The organism is Streptomyces sp. NBC_00158 (assembly GCF_045160885.1).
Lineage (GTDB): Bacteria > Actinomycetota > Actinomycetes > Streptomycetales > Streptomycetaceae > Streptomyces.
The window spans coordinates 6,742,369-6,764,370 of sequence record NZ_CP108161.1; the positions used below are offsets into that span (position 1 = coordinate 6,742,369).

Annotated in this window: 21 protein-coding genes; 16 read left to right on the top strand and 5 right to left on the bottom strand. The window is 73.0% G+C overall.

Features of this window, described 5'->3' with window-relative positions:
- Both OG553_RS30885 and cpt read left to right on the top strand, forming a co-directional pair.
- Positions 1-915 (top strand): LysR substrate-binding domain-containing protein, encoded by a 915-nt coding sequence (locus tag OG553_RS30885; protein ID WP_405982127.1) that lies wholly within the window; start codon positions 1-3, stop codon positions 913-915.
- Positions 916-988: 73 nt separating this feature from the next.
- On the top strand, positions 989-1,543 hold the full coding sequence (cpt, locus tag OG553_RS30890) for a chloramphenicol phosphotransferase CPT (RefSeq protein WP_405983186.1): 555 nt from the start codon (positions 989-991) through the stop codon (positions 1,541-1,543).
- A gap of 173 nt (positions 1,544-1,716) precedes the next feature.
- Here the strand turns inward: cpt and OG553_RS30895 are convergent, their stop codons facing one another.
- Positions 1,717-2,592 carry a LysR family transcriptional regulator gene (locus tag OG553_RS30895; RefSeq protein ID WP_405982128.1) on the bottom strand — a complete coding sequence of 292 codons (876 nt, stop codon included), beginning with the start codon at positions 2,590-2,592 and terminating at the stop codon, positions 1,717-1,719.
- Between the two features lie 71 nt (positions 2,593-2,663).
- Between OG553_RS30895 and OG553_RS30900 the strand changes: the two genes are divergently transcribed.
- Positions 2,664-3,032, top strand: a complete 369-nt coding sequence (locus OG553_RS30900) for a nuclear transport factor 2 family protein (protein ID WP_405982129.1) — start codon at positions 2,664-2,666, stop codon at positions 3,030-3,032.
- A 32-nt stretch (positions 3,033-3,064) separates the two neighbouring features.
- Here OG553_RS30900 and OG553_RS30905 read toward each other — a convergent pair whose 3' ends face one another.
- A complete protein-coding gene (locus tag OG553_RS30905; RefSeq protein ID WP_405982130.1) occupies positions 3,065-3,853 on the bottom strand; it encodes a DeoR/GlpR family DNA-binding transcription regulator in 789 nt (262 codons plus the stop codon).
- 196 nt (positions 3,854-4,049) lie between these two features.
- Between OG553_RS30905 and OG553_RS30910 the strand changes: the two genes are divergently transcribed.
- The 9 genes from OG553_RS30910 to OG553_RS30950 all read left to right on the top strand — a co-directional run bounded on the left by OG553_RS30910 (position 4,050) and on the right by OG553_RS30950 (position 14,238).
- On the top strand, positions 4,050-4,952 hold the full coding sequence (locus OG553_RS30910; protein WP_405982131.1) for an SIS domain-containing protein: 903 nt from the start codon (positions 4,050-4,052) through the stop codon (positions 4,950-4,952).
- Positions 4,949-5,791: a class II fructose-bisphosphate aldolase gene (locus tag OG553_RS30915; RefSeq protein WP_405982132.1), complete on the top strand. Its 843-nt coding sequence runs from the start codon at positions 4,949-4,951 to the stop codon at positions 5,789-5,791. The genes OG553_RS30910 and OG553_RS30915 overlap by 4 nt, the downstream gene beginning before the upstream one ends.
- Before the next feature lie 133 nt (positions 5,792-5,924).
- Complete coding sequence (locus OG553_RS30920) at positions 5,925-7,097, top strand: LLM class flavin-dependent oxidoreductase (protein ID WP_405982133.1); 1,173 nt, start codon at positions 5,925-5,927, stop codon at positions 7,095-7,097.
- A complete protein-coding gene (locus OG553_RS30925) occupies positions 7,094-8,164 on the top strand; it encodes a zinc-binding dehydrogenase (RefSeq protein WP_405982134.1) in 1,071 nt (356 codons plus the stop codon). The genes OG553_RS30920 and OG553_RS30925 overlap by 4 nt, the downstream gene beginning before the upstream one ends.
- Positions 8,165-8,561: 397 nt before the next feature.
- The gene (locus OG553_RS30930) at positions 8,562-9,641 is read left to right on the top strand and encodes a hypothetical protein (RefSeq protein ID WP_405982135.1); all 1,080 of its coding nucleotides are present in this window, start codon (positions 8,562-8,564) and stop codon (positions 9,639-9,641) included.
- Between the two features lie 99 nt (positions 9,642-9,740).
- Positions 9,741-11,465 carry an Ig-like domain-containing protein gene (locus tag OG553_RS30935; protein WP_405983187.1) on the top strand — a complete coding sequence of 575 codons (1,725 nt, stop codon included), beginning with the start codon at positions 9,741-9,743 and terminating at the stop codon, positions 11,463-11,465.
- Between the two features lie 128 nt (positions 11,466-11,593).
- Positions 11,594-12,784 carry an acyl-CoA dehydrogenase family protein gene (locus OG553_RS30940; protein ID WP_405982136.1) on the top strand — a complete coding sequence of 397 codons (1,191 nt, stop codon included), beginning with the start codon at positions 11,594-11,596 and terminating at the stop codon, positions 12,782-12,784.
- Positions 12,785-13,063: 279 nt separating this feature from the next.
- Positions 13,064-13,372 (top strand): transposase, encoded by a 309-nt coding sequence (locus OG553_RS30945; protein WP_405978164.1) that lies wholly within the window; start codon positions 13,064-13,066, stop codon positions 13,370-13,372.
- Positions 13,369-14,238: an IS3 family transposase gene (locus OG553_RS30950; RefSeq protein ID WP_405982137.1), complete on the top strand. Its 870-nt coding sequence runs from the start codon at positions 13,369-13,371 to the stop codon at positions 14,236-14,238. The genes OG553_RS30945 and OG553_RS30950 overlap by 4 nt, the downstream gene beginning before the upstream one ends.
- A gap of 37 nt (positions 14,239-14,275) precedes the next feature.
- On the opposite strand, the gene OG553_RS30955 is transcribed toward OG553_RS30950, so the two are convergent.
- From OG553_RS30955 to OG553_RS30965, 3 genes are all read right to left on the bottom strand, one after another.
- Positions 14,276-14,839, bottom strand: a complete 564-nt coding sequence (locus OG553_RS30955) for a CBS domain-containing protein (RefSeq protein ID WP_405982138.1) — start codon at positions 14,837-14,839, stop codon at positions 14,276-14,278.
- Between the two features lie 10 nt (positions 14,840-14,849).
- Positions 14,850-15,320, bottom strand: coding sequence for a cyclic nucleotide-binding domain-containing protein (locus OG553_RS30960; protein WP_405982139.1), 471 nt, complete (start codon positions 15,318-15,320; stop codon positions 14,850-14,852).
- A gap of 95 nt (positions 15,321-15,415) precedes the next feature.
- Complete coding sequence (locus OG553_RS30965; RefSeq protein ID WP_405982140.1) at positions 15,416-16,837, bottom strand: MBL fold metallo-hydrolase RNA specificity domain-containing protein; 1,422 nt, start codon at positions 16,835-16,837, stop codon at positions 15,416-15,418.
- A 177-nt stretch (positions 16,838-17,014) separates the two neighbouring features.
- On the opposite strand from OG553_RS30965, the gene OG553_RS30970 reads away from it, so the two are divergent.
- The 4 genes from OG553_RS30970 to OG553_RS30985 are packed head-to-tail and all read left to right on the top strand — an operon-like array spanning position 17,015 to position 21,934.
- Positions 17,015-18,091, top strand: a complete 1,077-nt coding sequence (locus tag OG553_RS30970) for a zinc-dependent alcohol dehydrogenase family protein (protein ID WP_405982141.1) — start codon at positions 17,015-17,017, stop codon at positions 18,089-18,091.
- 14 nt (positions 18,092-18,105) lie between these two features.
- On the top strand, positions 18,106-18,780 hold the full coding sequence (locus OG553_RS30975) for a helix-turn-helix domain-containing protein (protein ID WP_405983188.1): 675 nt from the start codon (positions 18,106-18,108) through the stop codon (positions 18,778-18,780).
- On the top strand, positions 18,780-19,538 hold the full coding sequence (locus OG553_RS30980; RefSeq protein WP_405982142.1) for an HAD family hydrolase: 759 nt from the start codon (positions 18,780-18,782) through the stop codon (positions 19,536-19,538). The genes OG553_RS30975 and OG553_RS30980 overlap by 1 nt, the downstream gene beginning before the upstream one ends.
- Positions 19,529-21,934 carry a glycoside hydrolase family 65 protein gene (locus tag OG553_RS30985; RefSeq protein WP_405982143.1) on the top strand — a complete coding sequence of 802 codons (2,406 nt, stop codon included), beginning with the start codon at positions 19,529-19,531 and terminating at the stop codon, positions 21,932-21,934. Before OG553_RS30980 ends, OG553_RS30985 begins: the two co-directional genes overlap by 10 nt.
- Positions 21,935-22,002: the final 68 nt, after the last annotated feature.

Genomic DNA, 22,002 nt, shown 5'->3' on the forward strand with positions numbered 1-22,002 from the left:
GTGATCGACCCCCGCCGGCTGCGCATCCTGCGGGCCGTGGCGGACCACCGTACGGTGACCGCCGCGGCCGCAGCGCTGTACCTCACCCCCTCCGCCGTCTCCCAGCAGCTCGCCGCGCTGGAACAGGAGACCGGCCACGCGCTGCTGACCCGCAGCGGCCGGGGCGTACGGCTCACCGCGGCCGGGGAGATCCTGCTGGGCCACGCCCACGAGGTGCTGGCCCAGCTGGAGCGCGCCGAGGCGGAACTCGCCGCCTACGCGGGCGGTTCCGCCGGCGAGGTCACGGTGGCGGCCTTCGCCACCGGCATCGCCGAGGTGCTGGCCCCCGCCATCGCCCGCCTCGCCCTGGAACACCCCGGCATCCGGCTCCGGGTGCGCGACGCGGAGGGCGACCAGAGCCTGCCGCTGCTGCTCGACGGGGAGGCCGACCTGGCGCTCGCCGTGGAGTACCGCGGCGCGCCGGGCGCCGACGACGGCCGGCTGTCGGTGCTCCCGCTGTACGCGGAGCCCTTCGACGCGGTGCTGCCCGCCGGGCACCCGCTCGCCGACCTGCCCGCGGTGGCGCTGGCGGACCTGTCCGACGCGGACTGGGTCGGCCAGTACCCGGGCAACCCCTGCTACGACGTGACCCTGCTGGCCTGCGAACTGGCCGGGTTCCAGCCGCGCTTCGTGCACTCCTCCGATGACTTCCGCGCGGTGACGGCCCTGGTCGGGGCGGGCGCGGGGGTGGCGCTGGTGCCGCGTTCGGCGCTGCGCGGCATGGACCTCAAGGAGGTCCTGGTCCGCCCGGTCGCCGGCCCGGCCGCGACCCGCCGGGTCTTCGCCGCCACCCGCCGCGGCGCCGAGTCCCACCCGCTGATCGCCCCGGTCCTGGCGGCCCTGACCCGCGAGGCCCAGCGGGTCCCGGCCCACTGATCCGCAGTCCGGCGCGGAAATCCGCTGTCCGCCGCGCGGGCGGCCGCCCTACGGTGGCGCGGTGACCATTCGGATGATCGTTCTCAACGGCGCGTCCAGCTCGGGGAAGTCCGGGATCGTGCGCTGCCTCCAGGCCGTACTGCCCGAACCGTGGCTGGCGTACGGCTGCGACTCCTTCATCGACTCCCTGCCGGCGAAGCTGCGGGACGGGGGCGGAGACGGGGACGGGGACGGGGGGATCGTGTTCGCCGAGGACGGCGGGGTGAGCGTCGGGGCGGAGTTCCGGGCCCTGGAGGCGGCCTGGATGGCGGGCGTCGCGGCGATGGCCCGGGCGGGCGCGCGCATCCTCATCGACGACGTCTTCCTCGGCGGGGCCGGGTCTCAGGAACGCTGGCGGAGCGCGCTGGACGGCCTGGAGGTGCTGTGGGTCGCCGTCCGGTGCGACCCGGAGGCCGCCGCGGGCCGGGAGATCGCCCGCGGCGACCGCACCCCCGGCATGGCCGCGTCCCAGGCGGCCGTGGTCCACGAGGGCGTCTCCTACGACCTGGAACTCGACACCACGCACACCGAGTCCATGGCCTGCGCCCGCGCCATCGCGGCGCGGCTGCGCCAGGCGGACACCCCCTAGGGGGTGTCCGCGGAGTCGCGCCTGCCCCGCGGCGTCCGGCACGCGCTCTCGCCGCACCGGGCGGAAGACCGAGTGCGTCCAGTACGCGGGCTTCCGCCCGGCACGCCGAGAGCACGCACCGGACGCCGCGGGGCCCGCCCTCCGGGCGGACGGCGCGACTTCGCGGACACCCCCTAGCCGTTCCGCAGTGCCGTGAGGAGCCTGGTCCGCAGGAGCCGTACGGCCGGGGAGTGCTGGTCGGCGCGGGTGACGAGGCCCAGCCGGGCGTGCGTGGCGGCGTCGGCGAGCGGGACGGTCCGCAGGCCGGCGCCCTCCGCGGAGGAGGCGCTGAGGACGGCGACGCCCGCGCCGCGCTCCGCGAGGCGGAGCAGGGCGGTGGGGGAGCCCGCTTCGAGGTCCACGCGGGGGTCGAGGCCGAGGCGGCGGCAGGAGTCCTCGTAGGCGGCGCGGATGCCGGTGCCCCGGGAGAGGCAGAGGACCTTCTCGTCCCGGAGGCCGGCGAGGCGCAGTTCCGCCCGGTCGAGCGGGTGTCCGGCCGGTACGACGGCGGCGATCGGCTCGTCGACGACGACGTCGGCCTCCAGGCCGGGAGCGGCCTCGCCCGCGTAGCCGATGAGGGCCAGGTCGAGGGAGCCGGCGAGGACCTGGTCCTGGAGGGCGTCGGAGTGGCCCTCGTGCAGGCTGAGCTCGATGCCGGGGTGGGTGCGGCCGAGGTCGGCGATGGTGTCCAGGAAGGGCGGGATCGAGCAGCCCGTGATCATGCCGAGGCGGACCCGTCCGCGGACGGCGTCGGCGAACTCGGCGGCGGTGTGCCGGATGGCGTCGAGGGTGGCGAGGGCGTTCCTCGCGAGGGGGAGTACGGCCTCCCCGGCCGGAGTGAGGCCGACCCGGCGTCCGCCGCGGTCGAGCAGCTGCTGCCCCAGCTCGCGCTCCAGCTTCGCGATCTGGGTGCTGATGCCGGACTGGCTGACGTGCAGGCGGTGGGCGGCACCGGTGAAGGTGCCCTCGTCCACGACGGCGGCGAAGTAGCGCAGCTGATGCATCTCCATAATCAGTGATGATAGATCTCATCCGATCCATCTGTTGGACGGATGGACGGGCTCGGCGGGAGGATGGGCGCATGACGACGACGAAGACCGCGCGAGAGCTTGCCGAGACCTACTTCACCGCCTGGGAGACGGGCGACTTCGAGACCCTGCGGGGGCTGCTGGCCGAGGAGGTCGACTTCGTGGGGGCGCTGGGAACGGCGTCGGGGGCGGAGGCGGCGCTGGCCGGACTGCGGGGGATGGGCCGGGTGCTGGAGCGGATCGACGTGAAGGCGCGGGTGGCCGAGGGCGACGAGGTGATCACCTGGTTCGACCTGTGCACCACCGTCGCGCCGCCGGCGTCCACGGCGAACTGGATGCACGTGGAGGACGGGCGGATCGCCCGGATCCGGGTCGCCTTCGACCCGCGCGCACTGCTGGCCGGGTTCGAGGAGCAGGGCTGAGGGGGGAGGGGAGAGCCCCTCGTGCGGGACCGTCAGACTCGTACGACCTCCACGCCCGCGTCCCGGAAGGGCCGCGCGGCGGTGTCCGTCAGGGCGGTGTCGGTCACCAGGACGTCCACGGCGGAGGTGGCGCAGATGCGGGCGAAGGCGCGGACGCCGAGCTTCGTGGAGTCCGCAGCGACGACCAGGCGGCGGGCCCGCTCGCAGAGCAGGGCGTTGACGGCGGCCTCGTCCTCGTGGCGGGTCGCCGCGCCGTCGAGGGGGTCGAAGGCGTCCACGCCGAGCACGGCGGTGTCCATCGACAGCTGACCGAGCGTCTGCTGCGCCAGCGGGCCGGTCAGTTCGTACGACTGGGGCCGGGCCACCCCGCCCGTCAGGACGATCTTGAACTGTGGCCGGATCACCAGCTCGCCCGCGATGTTGAGGGCATTGGTGACCACCGTGAGCGCGGGGGAGCCGCCGGCCGGCGCGGCGAGGTCGGGGCGGGCCGCGAGGGCGCGGGCGACCTCCGTCGTGGTGGTGCCGCCCGTCAGGCCGACCACCTCACCCGGCGCGATCAGGGCCGCGACCGCCTCGCTGATCCGGCGCTTCTCGGCGGCACGCCGGGACGTGCGGTAGCGCAGGGGGAGTTCGTACGAGACCCCGTGCGGCACCGCCCCGCCGCGCGTGCGGACCAGCAGCTGCTGCTCGGCGAGCTGGTCGAGGTCGCGGCGGATGGTCGCGGCGGACACGCCGAGGGCCTCGGCGGCGGCCTCCACCTCCAGCCCGTCCCGCTCCACCAGCAGGTCCAGCAGTCTCTGCCAGCGTTCCTTGCGGGTCATGGCGCCCCTCCCTGTCGTCCCCCGGCGTCCCGCCGGGCCCCGCCGTCGAGATTAACCCAGCGGATCACCCGGTAGATGCTTGAAGTTGCGCGAAACTGCCCGCTACCTTGCAGGAACACGCAGGACACGCAGGAACACGCAGGGAAGTCCGATCGGTTCGCAGCCGACGTACGCATCCACCGCGCAAGGAGCCCGCATGAGTCACGTCGCGTACGAGTTGGCCACGCAGCCCGACAGCTGGGAGCGGGCCGCCGAACTGGCCCCGGCCCACCGAGCAGTGCTGCCGGGGCCCGGCGAGCGTACCGCGGTCATCGGCTGCGGCACCTCCTACTACATGGCACAGGCCGCCGCCGCCCTGCGCGAGGAGGCCGGGCACGGGGAGACCGACGCCTTCCCCGCCTCCGAGTTCCCCCGCCACCGCCGCTACGACCGGGTCGTCGCCCTGACCCGGTCCGGGACCACCACCGAGGTGCTGGACCTGCTGGCGGGGCTGCGGGGGGCCGGGATCCCGACCACCGCCGTCATCGGCGACCCGGACACCCCGGTGACGGCCCTCGCGGACGACCTCGTCGTACTGGACTTCGCCGACGAGCGGTCCGTCGTCCAGACCCGCTTCGCCACCACCGCCCTCACCCTGCTGCGCGCCCACCTCGGCCGCCACACCCCGGCCGTGGTCGCCGACGCCCGCACCGCCCTCGACCTGCCGCTGCCGAACGGGCTGGAGGCGCGCGGCCAGTTCACCTTCCTCGGCCGGGGCTGGAGCGTCGGCCTGGCCCACGAGGCAGCCCTGAAGATGCGCGAGGCCTCCCTCTCGTGGGCCGAGGCCTACCCCGCGATGGAGTACCGGCACGGCCCCGTCAGCGTCACCGGCCCCGGCTCCGTCACCTGGTCGCTGGGCGGCACCCCCGACGGCATCGCCGAAGAGGTCCTCCGGACCGGCGCGGAGTGGGTGGACGGCGAACTCGACCCGCTCGCCGAGCTGGTCCGGGTGCAGCGCCTCGCCGTGGCCGTCGCCGCGCACCGGGGCCTGGACCCCGACGCGCCCCGCAACCTCACCCGCTCGGTGATCCTCACCGCGGGCGAGGGGGCGGTCCGATGACCCTCGCCCCCGCCGGGACCCTCGTTGCCGGGGCGGCCGCGGCCGGCGGCGCCGTCGCGGCCTTCAACATCATCACCCTGGAGCACGCCGAAGCCGTGGTCGAGGGCGCCGAACGGGCCGGACTGCCCGTCATCCTGCAACTCAGCGAGAACGCAGTGAAGTTCCGCCGCGGCGCCCTGCTGCCCATCGCCCGGGCCGCCGCCGCCTGCGCGGAGGCCGCCCGGGTGCCCGTCGGGCTCCACCTCGACCACGTCAAGAGCCCCGACCTGCTGCGGCGGGCCGCGGACGCCGGCTTCGGGTCGGTGATGTACGACGCCGCGCACCTGCCCTACGCGGAGAACCTGGAGTCCACCCGGTCCGCCGCCGACTGGGCCCACGCCAACGGGCTGTGGATCGAGGCGGAGCTGGGCGAGGTCGGCGGCAAGGACGGGGCCGCGCCGCTCGACCCGCACGCGCCGGGCGCCCGTACCGACCCGGACGAGGCGCGGCGGTTCGTCGCCGACTCCGGCGTCGACGCCCTGGCCGTGGCCGTCGGCAGCAGCCACGCCATGACCACCCGGACCGCCTCCCTCGACCACGCCCTGCTGGCCCGGCTCGCCAAGACACTGGACGTACCGCTGGTCCTGCACGGCTCCTCCGGCCTGCCCGACGGGGAACTCGCGGCGGCCGTGGCCGGCGGGATCCGCAAGGTGAACATCGGCACGGCCCTCAACCTGGCCATGACCGACGCCATCCGCACCCACCTCACCCCGGCCGACCCCCGCCCCTACCTCACCGCCGCCCGCACGGCGATGGCGGCGACGGCCGAGGCGATGATCGGGGTCCTGGCCCGGCCCTGACACCGCACCCGGGTGCGGTGTCAGGGCCGGAAATCCCACTGAGCGGGAGGACCGCGCCGCCGCCGTTGAAGGCGCGGCGCGCGCGGTGTTGGGTCGGACGGCGAAGGCTTCGCCGTCCGAAGGGGTGCCGCACATGCCGCAGCCGTACCTGCCCTCCCGCTTCGGGGTGTTCCTCGCCCCCTACCACCGGCCCGACCGCGACCCCGCCCTCCAGCTGCGCCGTGACCTCGACCTCGTCGTGGAACTGGACCGGCTCGGCTACGAGGAAGTGTGGGCGGGGGAGCACCACTCCGCCGGCTACGAGATCATCGCCTCGCCGGAGCTGTTCCTGGCGGCCGCCGCCGAACGGACCTCCCGGATCATGCTCGGCACCGGCGTCAACTCCCTCCCGTACCACCAGCCCCTGATCCTCGCCGACCGGATCTGCCAGCTGGACCAGCAGTCGCGCGGCCGCGCCATGCTCGGGGTCGGCCCGGGACAGCTGCCCTCCGACGCCCACATGACGGGCGTCGACCCGCTGGAGTCCCGCGCCATGACGGCCGACTCCCTTGACGCCGTCACCCGGCTGCTGCGCGGCGAGACCGTCACGGCCGCCACCGACTGGTTCACCCTGCGCGAGGCCCGGCTCCAGCTCGGGCCCTACCGGGGCCGGGAGCTGGAGGTGGCCGTCGCCTCCGCCGTCTCCCCGACCGGCGCGCTCCTCGCCGGGCGGCACGGCGCCGGGATGCTCTCGCTGGCCGCCGCCGACCCCGCCGGGTTCGCCACCCTCGACACCAACTGGACCGCCCACGAGCGGGCCTGCGCCGAGAGCGGCCGCACCGCCGACCGCGCGGGCTGGCGGCTGGTCACCCCCGTCCACCTGGCCGAGACCCGCGAAGAAGCCCTGCGGCAGGCGGAGTTCGGCACCCCGGACCTGGTCGCCTACATCGAGGCGCTCGGCGGCACCCGGCTCGACGGCTGCGCCACCCCCGCCGGGGCCGTGCGCCGCTGGACCGAGGAGGGGCTGCCCACCTTCGGCCGCGCCGTCATCGGCACCGCCGACGACGCCGTCGAACGCATCCTGCAACTCGCCCGGAAGACCGGCGGGTTCGGCACCTTCCTGATCCTCCAGCCGGACATCGCGGAGCCCGCCGCCGCCCTGCGCAGCCTGGAGCTCTTCGCCGAACGGGTCGTCCCCCGCCTCACCGGCACCACCGACGCGCGCGCGGCGAGCCTCGACTGGGCCGCCCGCAACAGCGAACGCTTCACCGGAGCGCTGCGGCGGGCCACGGCGGAGGCCATCGCCCGCGAGGGAGAAGTCCGTTGAGGGCGGCGGTGTGGGCGGACGGCCGCTTCGCCGCGGCCGAACACCCCGATCCGGTGCCCGGACCCGGACAGGCCCTGGTCGAGACCGAGGCCTGCGGGATCTGCGGCTCCGACCTCAGCGCCGTCGCGCACACCGCCGACTTCCTGCGCGCCTCCCGCGACAGCGGCACCACGGGCTTCCTCTTCGACCCGGCCCGCCCGCTGGTGCTGGGCCACGAGTTCGCCGGCCGGGTCATCGGTTACGGGCCCGGCGGGAGCGGCCCCGAACCCGGCACGGGAGTGGTCGGCCTCCCCTGGGCCGTCGACCCCGGCGGGGTCGTGCGTACCGTCGGCTACAGCAACGCCTTCCCCGGCGGATTCGGCGAGCGGATCGTCGTACAGGCGCAGGCCCTGCTGCCCGTCCCCGAAACCCTGGACCTGGCCCTGGCGGCCCTGACCGAGCCGCTGGCCGTCGGCTTCGGCAACGTCGCCCGCAGCACGGCCGGTCCGGGCACCCCCGCCGTGGTCGCCGGCTGCGGCCCCGTCGGCCTCGGCGCCGTTGCCGCCCTGCTGGAACGCGGCGCCGGCCCGGTCGTCGCCTCCGACCCCTCGGCGCTGCGCCGCGCCGCGGCGGCCCGGCTCGGGGCGCACGCGGTGGTGGACCCCGCCGGGGGCGAGGACCCCGTACGGCGGTGCGCCGAGCTGGCCGGGCCCCGGCCGCGTCCGATGGTGGTGGTCAACTGCGTGGGCGTGCCCGGCCTGCTGGACCGGCTGCTGCACGCCGTGCCGCGCGGCACGGAGATCCTGCAGATCGGCGGGGTGATGACCGAGGACGTGATCCGGCCGCTGGTCGGCATCTACAAGGACGTCACCATCCGGATGTGCCTGACCTACCCGCCGCGGGAGTTCGGCGCCACCCTGGCCCGGCTCGCCGACGGCCGCATCGACCCGGGCGCCCTCGTCACCGGCGAGGCGGGGTTCGGCGCGCTGGAGGCGGCCTTCGACTCCCTGCGGCGGCCGGAAGAGCACATCAAGGTCCTGATCCGGCCGGGCCTGGACGGGGTGGAGGTGCGGGGGAGCGGCCACTGAAGGCCGTGCCCCGCACCTGCCGCGCGAGCTACTCGCGAGTACCGCATCTGCAAGGAGAAGTCACTGTTCCCCGCTTACATGCGGGCTTATCTGACTGCTACATTCCGCAGGTGCAATTCGCGTGCCGGACGGCCGGGACGACCCACGACCTGGGTCCGCCCGGCCCGCCCGTACGTGGCGCCGCGCTCTCCCCGCAAGGCCAGTCCGTCCGCTGATCCAGCGAGCAGCCCGCTGCGGCACCCGGTCCACGCCGCTCCTGCGACGTGCCGACCACCACCCGTCCAGAGCGGAACCCTTCCCGACGCCCGGCCCCGGACCCGGAACCCCTTCCGGTGCGCCGGTGCGCCCGCGTGCGGTTCCGCCTGCCCGCAATCCGACTCCGAACAGGGAGAACTCGATGGACCGCTTCCTCCTGCGGCGCCCCTTCGCCGGAAGGGCCCTGATCCTGGGCGCCCTGCTGGCCCTCACCGCACCGGGAACCGCCCACGCCAACACCGTCGGTGTGACGGTGAAGACCCCCGGCGCCACCTCCGGCCCCGGCTCCGCCTTCTCCGAGATCTCGACCAACGCCCACTGCGGCAGCGGCCTCATCTCCGGCGGCGGCATCAACCAGGCCATCGGCACCGGCACCTCGTCCAACGGCAACAAGATCAACGGCACCTCGCCCAGCCCCGACGGCAGCACCGAGTACACCGGCTCCACCGGAGTCGTCGGCACCGACGTCACCTACTGGCTCGGCATCGGCGGCAGCGGCGGCGCCGTCAACGCCTCCTTCTCCAGCACCCCGTACGCGATGTGCTTCAGCAGCAACCTGATCAACCACACCCAGGTGGTGATGAACAAGGTCGCCGGACCCACCACCGCCTCGACGGTCGGGCTCGTCACCGCCACCTGCCCGGCGAACACCCGGCTGCTCGGCGGCGGGGCGCGCATCACCCCGGCCTCCGTCGGCAGCCTCAAGCCGATCGCCAGCTTCCCCACCTTCAACGACTCCGCCCACGCCTACGGCCAGAAGGCCGCGGCCGACGGCGAGACCAACCCCGACTCCTGGAGCGCCGTGGGCTGGAACGGCGGCGGCGGGGACAGCGGCAACACCACCTACGCGTACGCCATCTGCAGCGGCAACAACATCAACATCAGCGGCACGACCGTGAAGGTCCGCTTCTCCGAGGTCAGCGGCCCCACCGCCGGAACCAGCGGCGCCACCGTCACCGTGGGCTGCGGCGAGAACGACGGCAAGCTCGTCAGCGGCGGAGCCGCGATCAGCGGAGGCAGCGTCACCACCACGAACTTCACCGGACCCGGCTCCCAGGGCGACCACCTCAACGGCAGCTTCCCCAGCGACTCCGGCGGCAGCCCGGTCTCGGACGGGACCACCACCGCCGCGTACTGGTCGGCCTTCACCCACACCGGGGCCCCCAGCTCCCCGAACACCTACTCCGACGTCTGGGCGCTGTGCGCCGACGACGGCGTCTGAGCCACACGTAGCACAGCAGCCGCGGCAGGCCGCACCCGCGGCCGGCCGCGGCCCGCACGCCTCATCTCGCAAGCACCGTCGTTTGGAACCCCCTTGAGCATGTACCGATCGAAGATCCTGAAGGCAGCCGGTGCGGCCGGCCTCGTGGCCGCCGCGATGACACCCCTTCCCGCCACGGCCGACCCGGCCGCCGCCAACCCCTGCGGCACGGGCGGCGTCTTCACCGCCTCCACCCCCACCTGCACCTACACCGACGTCGGCACGGACACCTTCACCGTCCCGGCCGGGGTGACCTCCGTGACGGTCGACCTCTTCGGCGCCGAGGGCGGCGGCGCGGCCGGCTTCATCCTCCCCAGCCCCCCGAACGAGGGCGCCCCCGGCGGTCTGGGCGGCGAGACCCGCGCGGACCTGGCCGTCACGCCGGGCCAGACCCTCCAGCTCACCGTGGGCGGGGTGGGCAGCTCGGGAACCTCCCGCAAGGGCGAGTTCGCCCGTCCCGGCGGCACCGGCCACGGCTCCGGCGGTGGCGGCGCCCACGGCGGTGGCGGTTCCGGCGGCGGCGGCACCGACCTGCGTACGGGTGCCTTCGGCGGGACCGACCGGGTCCTCGTCGCCGGCGGCGGAGGCGGCGCGGGCAACGGCGGACCCCTGCTGCGCGGCGGTTCCGGCGGCGGCCTCGAAGCCGACCCCGGCGGCCAGGGCGCCGGCCCCGAGGGCTCCGGCCTCGCGGGCGGCGGCGGAACCCAGTCGGCCCACGGGGCGGGCGGCCTCCGCAACAACACCGTCGGTGCTCCGGGAGCCCCGGGCGCCGACACCGATTCCTGGGGCAGCAAGCCCAACCCCGGCAGCGGCGGCTCCGGCGGGAACGGCGGTGGCGGCGGCTCCGGCGCCGGTGGCGGTGGCGGCGGGTACTTCGCCGGCGGCGGCGGCTCAGGCGGCGGCCGGTCCGGCCCCGGCGCCCCCGCCAATCTTCCCGCGGCCGGCGGCGGCGGTGGCAGCAGCTACGCGGCCCCGACGGCCACCGGCGTCTCCCTCCTCAAGGGCGTCAACCGGGGCAACGGCAAGGCGGTGGTCTCCTTCCGCTACGGCACCTCGGTCACCGTCACCGCCGACACCGCCACCCCGCTGTTCGGACAGGCCGTCACCCTGACCGCCACGGTCGCCCCGGCCGGCCCCGACGCCGGCCCCCCGACCGGCGAGGTCACCTTCTTCGACGGGACCGTCCCGCTGGCCACCGTGCCGCTCCGCGACGGCCGCGCCACCACCCGCACCGGCGTCCTCCAGCCCACCACCGGCCACCCCGTCACCGCGCGCTACAGCGGTGACACCGCCTTCACCCCGGGCGCGACCGCCGAACCCACCGGCCTCACCGTCGGGTTCACCGAACCCTGCCTGACCTCGGCCCACACCGGCCCGCTGACGGTGGCCCCCGGCGAAGCCCGGTGCATCGCCGCGGGCGGCAGCCAGACCGGCCCGGTCACCGTCCGGCCCGGCGGCGCGCTGGCCGTCACCGACGCCGCCGTCACCGGCCCGGTCTCCGCCGACGGCGCCCTCGCCCTCACCGTCTGCCGGACCTCCCTCGCCGGACCGTTCACCATCGGGCGCGGCACCGGCCCGGTGCTCCTCGGCTCCGGCCGCCCCGAGGCGTCCTGCGCGGGCAACACGTTCCGGGGACCGGTGACGCTGGACGCCAACACCGGCGGCGTCGAGGTCTGGGCCAACACGGTCGACGGCCCGCTGCGCTGCGAGGGCAACAGCCCCGCGCCTTTGGTGGCCGGCACCACCGGCACCGGCCCCCGCACCGGACAGTGCCGCCGGACCTGACCAGGCCGCACCCCCAGGGCCGGGAGTTCCCCACGGAACTCCCGGCCCTTCCCAATTCCTGTAACGGGTTCTACTCTGACCGCCGCCACCACAGCGACCGGCAGTGCCGCCAGACCTCCGGAGGGGCCGTGCACCTCGAATACACGCCTGAGCAGCAGCAGTTGCGCGCCGAACTGCGCGCCTACTTCGCCGAGCTCGTGCCCGAGGACGTCTACGCCCGCTACGAGGACCCCGCCGCGCAGAAGCGCTTCTACCGGGAGACCATCCGCCGCCTCGGCGCGGACGGCTGGCTCGGCGTGGGCTGGCCGAAGGAGTACGGCGGCCGCGGCATGTCCGCCATGGACCAGTTCATCTTCTTCGACGAGGCCGCGCAGGCCGTGGTACCGCTGCCGCTGATGGCACTGAACACCGTCGGCCCGACCATCATGCAGTTCGGCACCGACGAGCAGAAGGCGTACTTCCTCCCCCGGATCCTCTCCGGGGAGATCGACTTCGCCATCGGCTACAGCGAACCCGACGCCGGCACCGACCTGGCCGCCCTCAAGTGCAAGGCCGTCCGCGAGGGCGACGAGGAGACCGGCACCTACGTGGTCAACGGCCAGAAGATCTGGACCACCAACGGCGACACCGCCGACTGGGTCTGGCTGGCCGTCCGCACCGACCCGGACGCCCCCGCGCACAAGGGCATCACCATGCTGCTCGTGCCGACCTCCGACCCCGGCTACTCCTGCACCCTGATCAACACCCTGGCCTCGCACGACACCACCGCCAGCCACTACGAGGACGTCCGTGTCCCCGCGAGCCGCCGCGTCGGGCAGGAGAACAAGGGCTGGCGCCTGATCACCAACCAGCTCAACCACGAACGCGTCACCCTCGCGGCCCACGGCACCATGGCCATCCGCGCCCTGCACGACGTGCAGCGCTGGGCCGCCGCGACGAAGCTGGCCGACGGGCGCCGCGTCATCGACCTGTCCTGGGTGCGCGGCCGCCTCGCCCGCACCCACGCCCGCCTCGACGCGATGAAGCTGCTCAACTGGCAGATGGTGGGCGCCGTCCAGTCGGGCACCCTCACCCCGCAGGACGCCTCCGCCGTCAAGGTGTACGGCTCGGAGGCCCGCAGGGACGCGTACGCCTGGCTGATGGAGGTGGTCGGCGCCGCCGGCTCCCTCAAGGACGGCTCGGCGGGCGCGGTCCTGCACGGCGAGCTGGAACGCGGCTACCGCAGCGCCGTCATCTTCACCTTCGGCGGCGGCAACAACGAGATCCAGCGCGAGATCATCTCCTGGATCGGCCTGGGCATGCCGAGGGTCCGCCGCTGAGGGCCTGTGACTCACAACGATCGTTGGCACATAACGACCGTTGTTGTCACCGGACGTGCGTGCGAACCTCTTGGATCTGGGGCGGCAGCTTGGCGGGCCTGCCGCCTCCACCGGCGCCCTTGTGTAACCGGATTCCGAGCGAAACTCACGTGGTCAGTTCAGTGGCGGGGACACCTCCTGTCTGCTTTCTTGGTAGGTCCTGCGTTGCAAGTGCGGGACGGGGTTGCTTCGGTTTGGCGGACATCCGAGATCCGGGCCCGTGCTCGGGGAGGGATGTCCATGATGGAGAACATGCCGAAGAAGAAGCCGCGGCAGCGGCGGCAGTTCACGGCCGATTTCAAGGCCGAGATCGTCGAGCTGTGCCTGCGCGGGGACCGGTCGGTGCCCGATATCTGCAAGGACTTCGACCTGACCGAGTCCGCGGTGCGGCTGTGGCTTGCGCAGTCCGACGACAGTCACCAGCCCAAGGACCTGGACCGCGACGACCGGGAGGAACTGGCCCAGCTGCGGCGGGAGAACCGCCGCCTGCGAGAGGACATCGAGATCCTCAAGCGGGCCACGGCTTTCTTCGCGAGGGGGACCCGGTGACGGTGCACCCGTTCATCGAGGCGGAGAAACACGCAGGTCACAGCGTCAAACGCGCCTGTGAGCTGATGAAGGTCTCCCGGTCCGCCTACTACAAACGCCGCCAGGAAACCCGCGGGCCGCGGGCCCTGCGGGACGAAGAACTGACAGGCCGGATCAGCGAGATCCACGACCTCTCACGCGGCACCTACGGCGCCCCCAGGATCCACGCCGCTCTGCTGCGTGAAGGCCTGGACTGCGGACGGCGCCGGGTCGCCCGCCTGATGCGCCAGGCCGGCATCATCGGCCGGCACCGCCGCCGAAACCACCGCACCACCATCCCCGACCCGGCCTCCGGCACTCGACCTGACCTGGTCGGACGCGACTTCCGCACCCACCCGGCCGCGACCGACACCCGCTGGTGCGGCGACATCACCTACATCCCCACCGGCGAGGGCTGGCTCTACCTGGCCACCGTCATCGACATCGCCTCCCGCCGCGTGGTCGGCTGGGCCACCGCCGACCACCTGGGCACCAGCCTGGCCGCCGAGGCCCTCACCACCGCTTGCCACCAGCGCCGGCCCAAGGGCCCGGTCGTCTTCCACACCGACCGCGGCACCCAGTACACCAGCCACGCCTTCGCCCGCCTCGCAGCCGACCTGTCCATCCGGCTTTCCGTCGGACGCACCGGCGTCTGCTGGGACAACGCCCTCGCCGAGTCCTTCTTCGCCACCCTGAAGACCGAGCTGGTCAGCCGACACAACTGGCACATCCGAGCCGCCGTCAAAAGCGCGATCTTCGAGTACATCGAGGGCTGGTACAACACCCGCCGACTCCACAGCAGCCTCGGCTACCAAAGCCCAGCCGAGTACGAAACCACAGCAACCTGACCAACACATCGAACCTGTCCGCCAAACAGGAACAACCTCAATCGCGGACCGCGCCGGTCAGGGTGGCAATTCCTTGGGCCACGGTGACCTTGACGGCTTCCTGGGAGAGCGGGAAAAGGCGCTCGACGACGGTGCGGCGGATCTCGGTGGCGAGTTCTTCGTCGCTGCGTAGGAAGACCTTCAGGAGGTCGGCGCGGCTGACGATGCCTTGGAGGGTGCCGTCGGCGTCGACGACCGGGAGGCGCTTGACGTGCCGGTCGGCCATGAGGCGGGCGGCCTGAGGCAGGGTGGCGTCGGGGCGGATGGTGACGGCCGGAGTGGTCATCAGGTTCTCGGCGCGAGAGGAGCCGGCCTTGGCGGTGTCGCCGAGGCGGCGCATCTGCTCGATCAGCCCCGGGCGGTGCTCGTGGAACTCCTCCTTGGGCAGGAGGTCGGCTTCGGAGACCACGCCGACGACGTGGCCCTCGCCCTCGATGACGGGTAGGGCGGTCACCTTCCACCGTTCCATCGCGGTGGCGATGTCCTTGAAGCCGGTCGAGGGGGTGACGGCGATGACCTTGGTGGTCATGACGTCGGCGACGGTGTACGGGGTGGAGGTCATGACGGAGTCCTCAGCGTGCGTAGGCGAGCGGGGTGCCGCTGCCGTGAGGGGCGAACATGTCGAGGAGCCGGGTGCGGGCGGAGTCGAGCCGGTCGGCGATGACCGCGGCGACTGCGGTGGAGACGGACCGGCCGACGGCCGAGTCCTCGCTGCACAGCTCCCGTACGGCCGCGGCGTCGAACTCCAGAGCGCGCACCTCGCGGGTCGCCGTGGCGCCGAGGTGCCGGCTGTAGGGGCGGAACATCCACGACCAGCCGAGCAGCTCGCCGTACCCGAGGGTGTCGACGACCACGTTCTTGTGGCCCGGCACGTGGGTGTCGAGGTCGACGGTCCCGCACTGGACGATCCAGAACTTCTCGGCCCGCTGGTGCTCCTTGAAGATGCGGGTGCCGACCGGGAAGGTCACCTGGTGGGAGTGGGCGAGCAGGGCATCGCGGGCTTCCGGTGCCATCGCTTCGAGGATGCTGTGCATGGTGCTCATGGAGTGCCTCCAACCCTTCGTACCCACCCTGCTCGGTGGGCCACCGTGGCCGGGAGGGCCGCGCGGTGCACACCGCCGGGGCCGTCCGGCCCCGGTCAGCGGACCAGGACGGCCTCCCCGGACTTGGGTACGACGGCCGTCCAGCCCAGCTCGTCGTCGATCCGGTCGCGCAGGGTTTCGGAGGCGCTCTCCTCACCGTGTACGAGGTAGGTGGTGTGCGGGGCCGGGGCGCCTCGCAGCCAGTCGATCATCTGGTCGGCGTCGGCGTGGGCGGAGAAGTGCGGGACGTCGGCGACCTCGGCGCGTACGGGGACGTACTCGCCGAACATCTTCAGCACCTTCGCGCCGTCCACGAGGTCGCGGGAGCGGGTTCCGGCGGCGGCGAAGCCGACGATGACGACTGCGTTGCGGGGGTCGGGGAGGATCCGGTGGAGGTGGTGCAGGACGCGGCCGCCGGTGGCCATGCCGGCGGAGGAGACGATGACCGCCGGCCCGGTGGAGTTGTTGATGTCGATCGACTCCTGGACGGTCCGGGCGGCCTGGAAGGGCTCCGGGCTGATCGCCGCCTCGCCCTGGGCGAGGATCTCGGGGCGCAGCTCGGGGGAGTGGGCCCGTACGGCCTCGCGGTAGACGTCCAGAGCGGCCAGTGCCATGGGGCTGTCGACGTAGACGGGTACGTGGCGGGGCAGGGTGCCGTCGCTGCGCAGGGTGGCCAGCTCGTGCAGGACGACCTCGGTGCGGTCGATCGCGAAGGCGGGAATGACCACCGTCCCGCCACGGGACAGTGCGCGCGTGATCGCCGAGGCGAGTTCGCGCCGTGCGCTCTCGTGGTCGTGGCGGCGGTTGCCGTAGGTCGACTCCATCAGCAGGACGTCGGCGCCGGTGAACGGTTCGGGTGGCAGGAGGAGCGGGTGGCCGGGGCGGCCGAGGTCGCCGCTGACGGCGAGGGTGTGGCCGTCCTCCAGGGTCAGGTGCGCCCAGGCGGAGCCGAGGATGTGCCCGCCGTGGTGCAACATCAGCTTCGTGCCGGCCATGATCTCGATCTCGCTGCCCACCGGTACCGGGTCGAAGTACTTGACCGTGTGGTCGACGTCGTCATCGTCGTAGAGCGGCTTGGCGGGCCGGTGCTTGGACCAGCCGTGCTGGTTGGCGTGCTCGGCGGCCTCCATCTGGAGGCGGGCGCTGTCGCGGAGCACGATCTCGGCGAGACGGGCGGTGGTGGCGCTGGTCAGGATCGGTCCGCGGAATCCGTGCCGGACCAGTCGCGGCAGGTACCCGCAGTGGTCCAGGTGGGCGTGCGTGACGACGACGGCATGGATGTCCGAGGCGTCGCACGGCAGCTTGTCCCAGTTGCGGCGCCGTAGGTCCGCGACACCCTGGAAGAGTCCGCAGTCGACGAGGATCCGGGCGTGGTCGCTCTCGACCAGGAACTTGCTGCCGGTGACCGTCCGTACACCGCCGAGGAACCTCAGCAGGGCCGGGCGGGCGGAAGCGGGGGACTGGGCTGACTGGGACATGGCAGCAGCCCTCCTTTCGGAACGGATGCCGGTCTCCACCGTCGCACCGCAGCGCCCCGTCCGCTGGGGACCGACCGGCCCCGGGTAGGGGCCGACCGGCCCAAGCGGGACGGAGGGACACGGGCACAGCCTGACGGTGACCCCCTCCCGCACAGCACACAGAGAGAAGGCCGCGCCATGAAGGCACTCGTCTTCCACGGGCCCGGACAGACCTCCTGGCAGGACGTCCCGGACCCCTCCATCAAGGACGCCGCCGACGCGATCGTCCGGGTCGACGCCGTCACCATCTGCGGCACCGACCTGCACATCATCAAGGGCGACGTCCCAGAAGTGACCCCCGGACGGATCCTGGGCCACGAGGCCGTCGGGACCGTCGTCGAGACCGGCGGCGACGTCCGCAGCGTCCGCCCCGGCGACCGCGTCCTGATCTCCTGCATCTCCGCCTGCGGCCGCTGCCGCTTCTGCCGCGAAGGGCACTACGGGCAGTGCCGAGGAGGCGGCGGCTGGGTACTGGGCCACACCATCGACGGCACCCAGGCCGAATACGTACGCGTGCCCTTCGCCGACCTCTCCGTACACCCACTGCCCAGCGCCCTGGCCAGCCACGACGCCGTACTGCTCGCCGACATCTTCCCGACCTCCTACGAGGTCGGCGTACTCAACGGCAACGTGCGCCCGGGCGACACCGTGGTCGTGGTCGGTGCCGGCCCCATCGGCCTGGCCGCCATCGCCACAGCACAGCTCTACAGCCCCGGGCGGATCATCGCAGTCGACCTCGCCGCCTCCCGGCTCGCTGCCGCGCGTGACCTCGGTGCCGATGCCACCGCGAGCGCCGACGAGGAGCCCGAGCGGCTGGTGGAGGACCTGACCGACGGGCTCGGCGCGGACACGGTCATCGAGGCCGTCGGCGTGCCCGAGGCGTTCGAGATGTGCACCCGCATGGTCCGCCCCGGCGGCCGGGTCGCCAACATCGGCGTCCACGGCAAGCCCGCCGTCCTCCACCTCGAAGACCTGTGGATCAAGGACGTCACCATCACCACCGGCCTCGTCGACACCCACTCCACCCCCATGCTGCTGCGCATGATGGCCGCCGGCCGCCTGCCCGGGGCCGCGATGGTCACCCATCGCTTCGAGCTGGACCAGATGGAAGAGGCGTACGACGTCTTCTCGCGCGCCGGCGAAACCGGTGCCCTCAAGGTCGTGCTCGGCGGACCGCAGCACGACACGGTCGCCGTACCGCCCCAGGAGCAGTGAGCGCCGTGAAGAGCATGCCGAGCACCCATCCCCAGCAGTCCGGCGAGATGACCGGACGCACCGACCTGGGCCGCCGCCTGGCGGCCCGCCGCGAAGCCCTCGGCCTGAGCCGCGACGAACTCGGCCGACGATGCGGCGCCGACGGAACGTACGTCGCCTACCTGGAGGAGTACGCCGCCAGTCCTGCCATCGGCACCCTGGTCCGGGTGGCCGACGCCCTCGGCCTCACCGTCGACGACCTGACCGGCGCCAGCGCCCAACGCGTCGCCGGCCGATCCACCGCCCGGCGCGACAGCACGCTCGTACCGCTGGACGAGACCGAATGCCGGCGGCTGCTGAACACGCGTGGCGTGGGCCGCATCGCCGTTTTCACTCCTGAAGGCCCGGCCGTCCTCCCCGTCAACTACCTCATTGCCGGATCCGACATCGCCTTCCGCACCGCAGCGGAAGCCGTCACGGCCAGAGCGGCCGGGACAGAGGCCGCCTTCGAGATCGACAACATCGACGACGTGACCGCCAGCGGTTGGAGCGTGCTGGCCGTGGGCGAACTGGCCGCCGTCACGGACCCGCACGAAATCCACCACCTCAACACCACGGCCCGGTCCCACCCCTGGGCCGGTGGCCCGCGCGACCACTGGATGAAGCTCACCCCCGTCCGGATCACCGGCCGTCGTGTGGTGCACGACTGATGAACGAACTGCGCGCGGTCGTCTTCGACACCGACGGAGTGCTCCTCGCCACGGCGGACCGCCACGCGGCCGCCTGGAAGGAGACCTTCGACGGCTGCCTCCTCGAGTGGCAACAGTCGCGCGCCGGTGCACGACCGCGCCCGTTCGACGCCGTCCGCGAATACCGGGACCTGGTCGACGGCAAGGCTCGCCTCGACGGAGTACGCGCCTTCCTCGCCGCCCGACAAGTCGACCTTCCGCCGGGATCCCCCGAGGACCCGCCCGGGTGCGCCAGCGTCCACGCGGTCGCCGCCCGCAAGGAGGAGGTCTTCTCCGCGATGCTGCGGACTGACGGCGTCCGTACCTTCGAGGACGTACAGCCCGCGCTTGAGGAACTGCGAAGGAAGGCGATCCGGTGCGCAGCGGTCTCGGCCTCCCGGCACGCCCGCTCCCTGCTGGAATCCGCAGCCCTCGTCGGCTACTTCGACGCCCTGGTGGACGGCCAGGACGCGGCCGCGCTCACTCTTCCGGGCAAACCCGACCCTGCCCTCTTTCTCGAAGCTGCCGGCCGTCTCGGCGTGCCTCCCGCACACACCGCCGTGGTGGAGGACGCGCTCGCCGGCGTCGAGGCGGGACACCGGGGCGGTTTCCGTTTTGTGGTGGGGATCGACCGCGAGGACGACCCACACATGAGGGACGCCCTGGCTGCGCATGGCGCCGATCTCGTCCTCCCCGACCTCGGCCGGCTGCCCGACGCGCTCGAAGGCGAATGCCCGTGACCACAGCCTGGCGCTGGGAGTACCACCGCTACGACCCCAAAACCGAGCGGCTGGTCGAATCCCTGTGCACCCTGGGCAACGGCCGCTTCGCCACCCGCGGTTCAGCCCCCGAAAGCGTCGCCGACGACATCCACTACCCGGGCACCTACCTCGCCGGCTGCTACAACCGGCTCACCTCCACCATCGGCGGACGAACCGCCTCCAACGAGGACATGGTCCGGCTGCCGGACTGGACCGCCCTGCGGTACCGCTGCCTCCCCGACGGCGCACCGCCCGGCGACTGGCTCACGCCCGATCATCCGACCCTGCGCCACAGCCACGTATCGCTGGACCTGCGCGCCGGTACGCTCACCCGCCACATGCTCTTCCACGACGCAGACGGCCGCCGCCTGGGCGTCACCCACACCCGCCTCGTCCACATGGGCGACCCGAACCTGGCGGCACAGAACACGGTCTTCAGGGCGTCCGGCTGGAGCGGCAGCATCGAGATCGAGTCCGTACTCGACGGCGACATCACGAACGCGGGAGTCGACCGCTACCGCGCCCTGGCCGGGCGGCACCTCGTCGAGCACCGGGCAGGAGTGGAGGCCGAGGGCACCGCCTGGCTGTCCTGCACCACCACCACATCCAGGGTGCGGATCGGGCTCGCGGTCCGTACTTCGGCACTCCCTCTGGCGCCGGTATGCAGGGCATGTACAGCCACCACCGCCACACAGACTTTCGTCCTGCCGATCAAGCGGGCCGCCCCGGTCGTCGTCGTGAAGACCGCCGCCCTGTGCACCTCACTCGACCGCCCCTCCGCCGATCCCCTGTGGTGCAGCATCGACTGCGCCGCACACGCCCCGGACTTCCCTTCCCTGCTGGCCTCCCACCGCGCAGCCTGGCAACGCCTGTGGACCGAAGGAGAGCTGAAGGTACCCGGCGAGACCGGGAAGGTGTTGCGGCTGCACGCCTTCCACGTGCTGCAGACCCTCTCGCCGCACACCGCCGAGCTCGACGCCGGCGTCCCCGCCCGCGGCCTTCACGGCGAGGCGTACCGGGGACACGTCTTCTGGGACGAGCTGTTCGTCCTGCCCTACCTTTCCCTCCACCTCCCCGAGACCGCTCGCGGCCTGCTGATGTACCGGCACCGACGGCTCCCTGCTGCTCGGGAGGCGGCCCGCCGGGCCGGGGCGAAGGGTGCCATGTTTCCCTGGCAGAGCGGCAGTTCCGGTGCCGAGGAGACGCAGCGGCTGCACCTCAATCCACGCTCGGGTCGCTGGCTGCCGGACCACTCCCACCTCCAGCGCCACGTGGGGTCGGCGATCGCGTGGAACGTGTGGCGGTACGGCCAGGCCACCGGCGACGCCGGATTCATGTACGGCCCCGGTGCCGAACTCCTCCTGCACGTAGCCCACTTCTGGGCCGGCGCGGCCACCTGGGACAAGAGTCTCGGCCGCTACAGGATTCGCGGCGTCGTCGGCCCGGACGAGTACCACGACGCCTACCCGGACGCCGCGGCTCCCGGCATAGACGACAACGCCTACACCAACGTCACCGCCGCGTGGGTACTGGCCCGCGCCATTGACCTGTACGGGGAACTCCCTGTTGCCCGACGCGCCGAGCTCCTCACACACGTCGGCATCGGCCCTGACGACCTCAGCGCCTGGGAGGACGTCTCGCGCCGCCTGTACGTGCCGTTCCATCGCGACGTGATCAGCCAGTTCCACGGATACGGGGACCTCGCCGAGCTCGACTGGGACGGCTACCGCGCCCGCTACCACGACATCCGCCGCCTGGACCGCATTCTGGAAGCCGAAGGCGACACGCCCAACCGCTACCAGGCGTCCAAGCAGGCCGACACCCTCATGCTCGGCTACCTCTTCCGCCCCACAGAGCTTGAAGAGCTGTTCCTTCGGCTCGGATACCGCCTCGACGGCGACCTCTGGCGCAGGACGGTGGACTACTACCTGCACCGCACCTGCCACGGTTCCACGCTCAGCAGCCTCGTCCACGGCTGGGTCCTCGCCCGGGAGCAAGGTCCGGACGCCTGGCGGTACTGCCAGGAAGCCCTGCTCAGTGACATCACCGACGTCCAGGGCGGGACCACCGGCGAAGGAATCCACCTCGGCGCCATGGGCGGAACCCTCGACCTCGTCGAACGCGGCATCGTCGGACTCGAACCCCAGCGCGACGGCCTGCACATCGGCCCGGTGCCCCTCTCGGAAGTGCCCGGGTCCTCGTTCTCGATCTCCTACCTGGGGCACCGCGGCATCCGCATCCGATTCCGCCCCGGCCGGCTCGGTATCAAGGTCTCCTCGTCGCTCCTGGGGTCGGTGCCCCTGGTTCTGCCCGGTGACCGGAGCGAACGCATTGCCGCAGGTCAGGAGCGTTGGTTCAGGCTCCCCAAGGGGTAGATCGGCACCCACTGCGTGCCCGCGTGGCGGTGCGTTCGCGATGCGCACACTGTGGATGTATCAGCCGT